The following is an 8,533-nucleotide window of genomic DNA, read 5'->3' as shown; positions in this document are numbered from 1 at the left end:
GCGTTCTGAAAGCTTACCTAAATGGGATATTTCAATTGCCCCAACCTAATCGGTACCTTATTTGTTTGCTAGTCCCTTACCCCGCTATTTTTTTTGAACTGAGGAAACTGAAGTATGGAAGACATTCGGATCACCCTCATTGAAGACCACGATCTGACGAGAGTCGGGATGCGTACCGCACTGCAACAGCGGGGATTTAATGTCATTGGTGAAGCGGCTAACGCTACAGATGGGCTGAAACTGTTGGAGACTGCTAAGCCAGATGTCGCGATCGTCGATATTGGCCTGCCTGATATGGATGGCATTGAGCTCACTCGGCGCTTCAAGCAAATGCAAGCGGATGCGGCAGAACCAGCGACCGTGGCAACCAAAGTCCTGATTTTGACCCTGCAGGATAATGATGATGTTGTGCTCGCTGCGTTTGCGGCTGGGGCAGATTCTTACTGCATGAAAGATGTGAGTCTGGATAGCCTCGCCGAAGCACTGCGAGTAACGCATAGTGGCAACGCCTGGATTGATCCCGCGATCGCTCGTGTGGTGCTCCACCAGGCGCGTCAAAGCGCCGCAGACGGAGCATCGTCGGAGTCCAAAACGGTCTCTATCCATGCGACTGAGCCAGAGTACGACCAGATTATTGAAGCGTATCCTCTAACAGAGCGCGAGCTTGAGGTGTTGCAGTTGATCGTGGATGGGTGTAGCAATGCCGCGATCGCTGAAAAGCTTTACATTACGGTCGGCACTGTGAAAACGCACGTCCGCAATATTCTCAACAAGTTGTGTGCCGATGACCGCACTCAGGCAGCCGTAAGAGCACTGCGATCGGGGTTGGTTGGGTAACGGACTCAAACTCCGCGCAGTCAGCGCTTTTTAGACTAGAAACTGCCATCCTATGAACAATTCCTACCCTCACGGCAGATCGCCTGGACAGCGGTAGGAGTCTGCATAGGCATCGTTTTAACGGTGGCGTTGAGTTAAAGTGATAGGCTGTGCTGCTTTGCTCGGCTTCTTTGGCTGAGGACAGTTGTATGGAGTCAGTTGGAGGGTGCAGACGTTCGTCAAACTTGGGTTGCCATAAGCCCATTGAAACGGCTTGCGCGACTTCAGAGACCGACGCAGCCATAAGGTTGCACACCCCTTACTGGATCATCACTTTTCGAGGATGATGTATGCAGTACACGAGTGCTTGCATACTGTATTCGATCTAGTGGCTGTTGTCTTGTGTGTTTTCTGCCATAGAGTACTCGCGTCGATCACACGGCTTTTGCTTGCAGATCTTGCACCTTTCTCCGACACTCAAGGAGTATCAATTTTGGCTCTTCCACCTGCTTTGACCCTTTCACCTCGCCCACTTCAACGCGCCCAGTCGCTGCATGAACAGACGTATCAGACGCTGCGAACAGCCATTTTGTCAGGCGAACTGGCGTCGGGCGATCGCCTGGTAGAAACTCAGCTTGCGAACCTGCTCCAAGTGAGCCGCACACCCATCCGCGAGGCGATTCGGCAACTGCAGCGAGAGAACTTAATTGCCACCGACGAGAACGGCGCGTTGCGTGTTGCCAGACTTTCTGTAACGGATGCAGCGCACCTTTATGATTGCCGCATTGCCCTGGAACAGGTGTCGGTTGCCGAAGCGTGTCGCCATGCTACAACGCCCCAACTTGAGCAGATCGACCTTGCCATTCAGCAGGCAGAGAAAGCAGTGGGTCAAGAAGCCCATCAGCTCACCAATTATCAATTGCTGCACATGGACTATCAGTTTCATCGGTTACTGGCTGAAAGTTCAGACAATCCCTGGCTTGTGGCGCTCCTTGATCAAGTGTTTGACAAGATGATGCTGCTGCGACTGCGTACGATGCAGCACAATCCCGGTGTCCTCGAAGTGCGCAGTGAGCATCGCTGCATTTACGCTGCCGTGAGCGATCGTAACGTCGCTGCTGCTGTCCAGGCGATGCAAGAACATCTCACCGCTAGCAAAGAGCGCGTCATTCGCGAAATTGAGCAGATTGAAGGCAAAGAGTAGAGGCGCCTCTACTCTTGTGCTCCTCTCCCTACAGTTTCTTCGTCTCAGTCCACATCAAGGCGATCGCCAGGCGTACTGCCTGCCCCACCGTAGACAGCCGAGCCACTTCAGGAGCGGTTTTCTCCCATCGCTGCATATGGGCGCGAAAAATTTTGTCTTGTTTAGCGCGTTGGGTAATGACTTGACTGATCACCTTCTTCTGGATGTCTTCAGTCGCAATGCCTTGCCTGCTTAAATAATTAAGCAGTTGCTGCACGCTTTGGACAAACTCTTCGGGAGTTTGATACATCATAATATGTTGAATTTGCCGCACGACCTCTTGATACAGACGGATGCGTCGATCGGGAGAAGGGAGCGCTTTCAGTTCTGGTTGGGCTGGTTGAGGTGGTGATTCTAGCAGTAAGTCTGGTTCAATGGCACGGGGGGCGATCGCCAGTAGGTCGAAAATTTCGCTGCGGTTCGCTAGCAGACGTTGCAAGACTTCTGGATAGAGCTGAAAGATCCGCCGCGAGAGAAGCTTGGCATTGACTGGACGGTTGGCCTTCAACCGGACTAAACAATGCTCGTCTAAGGCTTCGTAGGATTTTACAGTCAACCCCAAGCCGTTCCCTTCGCGATCGATCTGCGCCAACGTAAAAGCCAACGCTTCCCAATTCGGCGCTTCCGTAAGGTGAACTTCCAGCAGCGCACTGTCTTCCTGGTACTGTCGCCCAAGCTCGCCTGCTTCCAGGTCACGCCCTACGGGGTAGCGATCGGTCGGTTTTTTGGTGGTGTAGTTAAATTGGGTGAACACATAGCGACAATTGACTTTAGAGAAATCGGTCTCTTCTAGATGCCAGTTGGCGATGCAACAACCGGTCATCTGCGCGCCGTCTAGATTCGTGCGGATCAGATGGCTCTCAAGTAGATAGGCATCACTAAGGTCGGCTTCATTTAAGGATGTATCGCTTAGATAAGCCCCACTGAGGTCGGCTCGCTGTAAGTCTGCTCCGCGCAGATTCGCTGTCTTGAGGTCGGCTCTTAGCAGGTAAACATCTTGGAGGTTCGCTCGTAACAAGTGCGCCTTGCTCAGGCTGGCTTTTAAAAGGTAGGCTCCAGCCAGGTTGGCTCGACTCAGATCGGCGCTGTTAAGGATGGTTTCACTCAGATCGGCTCCGGTCAAAATAGCGCGGTGCAGGTCTGCCTCAGTCAAGTTCGCCTGTCGCAGGTAAACGCCACTGAGATTCGCTTCAATTAAGTTGGCGCCGATCAACGAGGCTTCCCGCAGGTTGGCTTCTTCCAAATGTGCTTCTCGCAGATTGGCGCGATCGAGATTAGCACCCGCCAGATTGGCACGGCGCAGATTCGCTTCCATCAGCTCGGCTCCCGTGAGGCAACTGCTGTTGAGTTTTGCCCGCTCCAGGTTGACCTGGTCTAATTTTGCGTCCTGGAGGGTCGCACCACTCAGATCGGCTTCCTGGAGAATGGCCCAGTTAAGGTCAGCATTTTGGAGACTCGCTAGCCGTAGATCGGCTTTGCTGAGGTTGGCACCGCTGAGAATGGATTGGTTGAGGATGGCGTTGTTAAGTGATGCACTGCGAAGGTCTGCCCGTCTCAGGCACGCCCCCGTGAGGTTCGTGCGGCTCAAAAAAGCCCAGCTTAAATTTGCACCCGTCAAATTAGAGCCAGTCAGGTCAGCGTCTCGAAGGTTAACGCCGCTCAGACTGGCTCCACTAAGGTTGACATGGGCGAAATCACGCTCGCCTTTCTGATATCGCTCTAGTAGATCCTGTACTTGCATATTGATCCTTTGAGCAGGAGATCCTTTGAGCAGGATGACGATCGCCGTCAGGTAAGGGTGCTCATTACCAAACTTCTGTCGAGTGCTTCAGGATTGACGCAGATCAGGATTGATACAGAGTAAATCGATTTGATGGGGATAGTCGAGGGGCATAGATTAGACAACCTAAGGCAACCACAAAGGGCGAAGTCCTGGTAACGGTAACGATTCAGGTTGAAGTTTAGCAGCAGGGTTCGCCGGATCGAGGGGCAGTAGCCAGAGACGGCTAGAAGCGATCGCATTACCCGTGCTGTCGCGCAATTGTCCATCTGCTGCTGACTGATCATGCACGGCTTCTGTGGTTTGGTCAAATAGAAGCGCTAAGCCATCAGGTGCCAGGCTCACCTGAACGTCTCGCTGATTCGGCAGCATGACCAGTGGGTGGAGTTTTGAGGTCTTCAGGTCGATCGCTGCTAGATAGGGTTGTTCCTGATAGATGTTGCCTCCTGTTAAGAGTTCTGTCAGCAAGCAGTAAAGCGTTTTTTTAGTGGGATCAAACCGCGTGCTCAGAATGGAGCCTGTCGTGCGTAGCAGCTCTTTTTGAGTGTTCTGATTACCAACCAAAAAGAGCGATCGCGTATTGTCAGTATTAAACTTCACCATAGTTGCTAGCGAACCATCTCTAGCAAAACTCAGCACCATCCCAAATTTAGGCAGAAAGTCCAGCGGTTTAGCATTTGGCTGTAGGGGTAAAATAGCTAGCCCTTGACCCTGGGCGATCGCCAGCGAATTGCTGTCTGGCGTGATCAAAAAATCACCGCCTGGTTCACCTTTCAGTGGCTGGGCTCCTTCACCCGTTTTCATTAACCAGGGGCCAAAATCATTGGGATTTTTACGATTGACCCGCTGGACAACGATGACATTGCCGTCTACAGAGAGGTCAAATTTGAGGTTTTGATAGTCTTTGTTATCCAGCACTAGCGCCACCGTGCCAGCAGGCGCTGGAGAGGGTAAAGCCTTTGCTGGCGATGCCTGAGCCGCATCTGGCTGGATGGGTGAATCTACGTGAATGCCAGTCGTGACCGTATAAAGCTTCTGCTCAGTCAGGACGGTGGGCTCGGTCGTCCGCTCTGCCGCTGCAAAGAGTAGCCGCTCACCTTGAGGATAAGCTTTGAAATCCATTACCACCATTTCTTTGGGCGTCAGGATTTGCTTTTGCTGCTGGTTTAAGTTGAAGAGTATAAGCCGCCCTGCTTCTTCACCGCTAACGCCAATATAGGCAAACGCGCGATCGTGTGTTTGAAATGTGCCTGTAAACGGCTGCATCGCCCCGCGCTCGCTGCCCGTAAACCGGTCTTGGGCTTTTTGTAACTGCACTTGAAATTGAGTGCCGTAAGGAGCGGGTGTGTTGAGAGTGTAAGCCATTCGTCGTCCGGCCCAGCTTACCTTGCCCAAAAGCGGTGGCTCAATGCGTAGGTTTGACTCCACGCTGGCATGGTTCATGGGACGACTGAAGGTGAGCGTAAACGCTGTATCATCAGCGCCAACCTGTTTGTTTTGCCAGCTAAAGTCCCGCACACGAGCGGAGGCGTGATTCCCGCTCAGCAGCAGGATGCCAATCAGCAAGCTCAGCGCTACTATGAGGACGATAGCAACACGATCGATGGGCTGCGTTAACGAGCGCAATGTAGACGTAGAATTTGAGCGAGTCAATGGGGCACTCTAGGTAAAGGCATCAACTTGGCCGTTCAGAGATCTATTGTTTCGTGCCCTGACGTTTTGGTCAATTGGATTAAGGATAGCTTGTGGGACATTTGTTCAAAGATCTGGGATCAGACATTTTGCTCATTGAGCACCTGCTGGAACCATCGCTCTGTAGCCATGTAATGCAGGTAGCAGAGTGCTGTCAGTTCAAGCCATCCAGCATTCTGGTGAATGTGGTTGATACCGATGTGCGTAGCAGCGATATGTTGCCGTTGGGCAATACAGGGCAGCAGCTACAGGAATCGACCAATCAAATCCTGCTTACCAAAGTCAGAGTGATTCAGGACTTGCTCTTTAAACACTATGGCATCAAGTTTTCCCAGGCAGAAATGTGTTCGATCTTGCGCTATAAGCCAGGACAACGCTACAAGCGCCATGTCGACAACCTGCTTCTAGCCAGCCGTTTTCAGGAAGTGTCCAATGGCATCCCAACTCGCGATATCAGCATTGTCGGTTATCTAAACGATGATTTTGAAGGTGGCGAAACTCTGTTCGATCGCCAAAATATTAAAGTCAAGCCCCAGGCAGGCAGCGCGATCGTCTTTCCCTCTTACTACACTCATCCCCACCAGTCCTTGCCCGTCATCCGAGGACGCAAATATTCCTTCACCAGTTGGCTCTTTTATTAGTGACTATTAGTGATGCCAATTGCTCAGTGATGCAGCGCTAATTTTTCCGGCTTTAAGCATAGTGGAAAGCCCATTTTCTCCCGCTGCTGCAGATGCGTTTGCGCAACCTGACGTGCCAGGTTCCGAATCCTGCCGATGTAGCGTGTCCGCTCTGTCACCGAAATTACACCCCGCGCATCCAACAGGTTAAATGTATGCGAACACTTCAGCACATAATCAAAGGCTGGCAAGACTAATTCCGCCTCCATCAGCCGCTTTGCTTCCTGCTCGTACAGCTTAAACAAGGTGAACAGCAACTCTGGATCAGACGCCTTAAAATTGTACGTTGAGCCTTCAATTTCACCTTGCAGATGAATGTCGCCATACGTCAGCGTGTCATTCCAGCGAATGTCGAAGATTGAATTCACACCCTGGAGATACATGGTCAAACGTTCCAGCCCGTAAGTGATTTCGATCGACACTGGGCGACAATCCAGCCCTCCACATTGCTGAAAGTAAGTAAACTGAGTCACCTCCATACCATCCAGCCACACCTCCCAGCCCACACCCCAGGCACCAACCGCTGCATCCTCCCAGTTATCTTCCACAAAACGGATGTCATGGTCTTCTGGTTGAATGCCTAATGCTCTTAAAGAGTCCAGATAGGTTTCTTGAATGTCGCTAGGTGATGGCTTAATCAGCACCTGATACTGGTAATAATGCTGCACCCGATTTGGGTTTTCCCCGTACCGACCATCCCCTGGTCGCCGACAGGGTTCTACGTAAGCTACAGACCACGGTTCAGGGCCGATCGCGCGTAAAAAGGTATGCGGGCTCTTGGTTCCTGCCCCCTTCTCAGTGTCATAGGGTTGAACGATCAAACAACCACGATCGCTCCAAAATTGATGTAAAGCCGCAATGACAGACTGGAAGTTCAAGGCATTCCTCCTGGGAGTACGTCGGAGTCCAGAGACTCTTAGTTGCCTTTTCATTGTGCCGTAAAGTGTTCCGCTCCAGATACCACTACAACAGGATTGCAGGATCGTCAGACGGCGGTGAAGGAGGCAACGATCGGCGTTCACTCGTTCACTATTGTTACGCTCCAGCAGCAGGTCTGTCTCTGCCTCGCAGTTGGATCGTTGTTTTCAAACCTTTTCAGCTAATGACTGTAAATAGTGCTCAATTTGCTCAACTACCGCTAAGTTACCAAGCTGCTGCTGACGTTCATGCTAGAAAACACCTTTAAGATGGCCCCCGACACCGCACGACGAATCGCTGGAAAAAGCTCTAATAAAATGCCTAATCCTCGAAAGGGCGTGCTGGTATACGCCAGAACTGGGGGATACTGCTTTTGGCTTGTAAGCATGAGCGATCGGCTGCTATCGCTGTGAAATGCCCGACTAATCCCATTCCTTAAAATTCGAATGCGCTGGGAATCAATGGCAAACTGCTGCTGAAACTGCATAGATTGCCATTTATACCAAATCAATTAGTAAAGGCTACAGATCTTGCCCTCATCCCCAACCCTTCTCCCCTTGGGAGAAGAGAGCCGGATTCAAAGTCCCTCTCCTGTGGGAGAGGGATTTAGGGTGAGGGCGTATCTGTAGTGTTTATTGCGAGATTTGGTATTACTGACCTGAGCAAAGCCGTCATAAATGCCGCGCTCGTCTGCTGCCTGCAATCCTCCTAATGGCGGGTTGGTCATGAGCATGCCCTGACCACAAGATCAAACAGGTTCGTTCTGGCAAAACAGCCCGAAGCTGACGACCATGATGTGCCACGTTGACAATGATCAAGACATCAAGTGATTGGCGAACTTAACAGGCATAGTTGCAAAGGCCAAACACGTTACACCACGAAAGACACCGGGCGTTGTAGTTTTATTCAGTAAAAAAACATCCTGTGCTTGTCTGACTAACTCCTTAGCCAGGTAACATACCGCGCCGAACTTGAACCACCCAACAGGCGCTGATAGACCGTCTCAATCGTGTAGTCGTAGTCAGCAGTATCCAGAAAGCCAATCCGCATCTTCGCTTCCCTAGTGACGAATCCCCACCATAAGGATCAACTGAAAGCATCGAAATTGCATACTTCAGCCTTGGCTATGTCGATTCAGTTGAAGGGGGCTTCTAACGGTGTATATCTTCGGTCGCCATTGCTTCAGCTTTAGCCATGATGCTCACAAAAGCATCCTATCCATCGACTGAGAAGAGCATCCGACAGACTTTTGTACGAGCAAACGCCGAGTAGGTAGGCATTTCGCCAAAGTTGCTCAGGGCTTTTTCAAACTAATTTGAAAAAGCTGTTGACACGCTTCTTGGTTTACCGTTATATTGGCTAAGCGGTCGAGAGGAAGTGAAGCGCAAGCGGAACGGACTTAAC

At 51.2% G+C, this 8,533-nt stretch carries 8 protein-coding genes; 3 read left to right on the top strand and 5 right to left on the bottom strand.

What is annotated here, in order from left to right; translation table 11 throughout:
* Positions 1–114 precede the first annotated feature (114 nt).
* A complete protein-coding gene (locus tag C7B82_RS12490; RefSeq protein WP_106256620.1) occupies positions 115–837 on the top strand; it encodes a response regulator in 723 nt (240 codons plus the stop codon).
* 472 nt (positions 838–1,309) lie between these two features.
* On the top strand, positions 1,310–2,020 hold the full coding sequence (locus C7B82_RS12485; protein ID WP_245939856.1) for a GntR family transcriptional regulator: 711 nt from the start codon (positions 1,310–1,312) through the stop codon (positions 2,018–2,020).
* Between the two features lie 28 nt (positions 2,021–2,048).
* Here C7B82_RS12485 and C7B82_RS12480 read toward each other — a convergent pair whose 3' ends face one another.
* Entirely contained in the window at positions 2,049–3,800 is a 1,752-nt protein-coding gene (locus tag C7B82_RS12480; RefSeq protein ID WP_106256618.1) for a pentapeptide repeat-containing protein, read from the bottom strand.
* 165 nt (positions 3,801–3,965) lie between these two features.
* A complete protein-coding gene (locus C7B82_RS12475) occupies positions 3,966–5,492 on the bottom strand; it encodes a hypothetical protein (RefSeq protein WP_106256617.1) in 1,527 nt (508 codons plus the stop codon).
* 92 nt (positions 5,493–5,584) lie between these two features.
* Between C7B82_RS12475 and C7B82_RS12470 the strand changes: the two genes are divergently transcribed.
* On the top strand, positions 5,585–6,172 hold the full coding sequence (locus C7B82_RS12470) for a prolyl hydroxylase family protein (RefSeq protein ID WP_245939855.1): 588 nt from the start codon (positions 5,585–5,587) through the stop codon (positions 6,170–6,172).
* Between the two features lie 23 nt (positions 6,173–6,195).
* Here the strand turns inward: C7B82_RS12470 and glyQ are convergent, their stop codons facing one another.
* From glyQ to C7B82_RS32250, 3 genes are all read right to left on the bottom strand, one after another.
* Entirely contained in the window at positions 6,196–7,089 is an 894-nt protein-coding gene (gene glyQ, locus C7B82_RS12465; protein ID WP_106256616.1) for a glycine--tRNA ligase subunit alpha, read from the bottom strand.
* Between the two features lie 260 nt (positions 7,090–7,349).
* Positions 7,350–7,616, bottom strand: coding sequence for a hypothetical protein (locus tag C7B82_RS12460; protein WP_106256615.1), 267 nt, complete (start codon positions 7,614–7,616; stop codon positions 7,350–7,352).
* Between the two features lie 90 nt (positions 7,617–7,706).
* Positions 7,707–7,856, bottom strand: a complete 150-nt coding sequence (locus C7B82_RS32250; RefSeq protein ID WP_181357464.1) for a hypothetical protein — start codon at positions 7,854–7,856, stop codon at positions 7,707–7,709.
* Positions 7,857–8,533 lie beyond the last annotated feature (677 nt).

The sequence above is a fragment of the Stenomitos frigidus ULC18 genome (genome assembly GCF_003003795.1).
Taxonomy (GTDB): Bacteria; Cyanobacteriota; Cyanobacteriia; order Leptolyngbyales; family Leptolyngbyaceae; genus Stenomitos; species Stenomitos frigidus_A.
The sequence above is the reverse complement of the archived record's forward strand: the minus strand, read 5'-3'. Positions and strand labels throughout refer to the sequence as shown.

Coding starts and splice junctions, on each gene's coding strand:
- C7B82_RS12490 (WP_106256620.1), top strand. CDS start 115: ATGGAAGACATTCGGATCACCCTCATTGAAGACCACGATCTGACGAGA.
- C7B82_RS12480 (WP_106256618.1), bottom strand. CDS start 3,800: ATGCAAGTACAGGATCTACTAGAGCGATATCAGAAAGGCGAGCGTGAT.
- C7B82_RS32250 (WP_181357464.1), bottom strand. CDS start 7,856: ATGACCAACCCGCCATTAGGAGGATTGCAGGCAGCAGACGAGCGCGGC.
- C7B82_RS12460 (WP_106256615.1), bottom strand. CDS start 7,616: ATGCAGTTTCAGCAGCAGTTTGCCATTGATTCCCAGCGCATTCGAATT.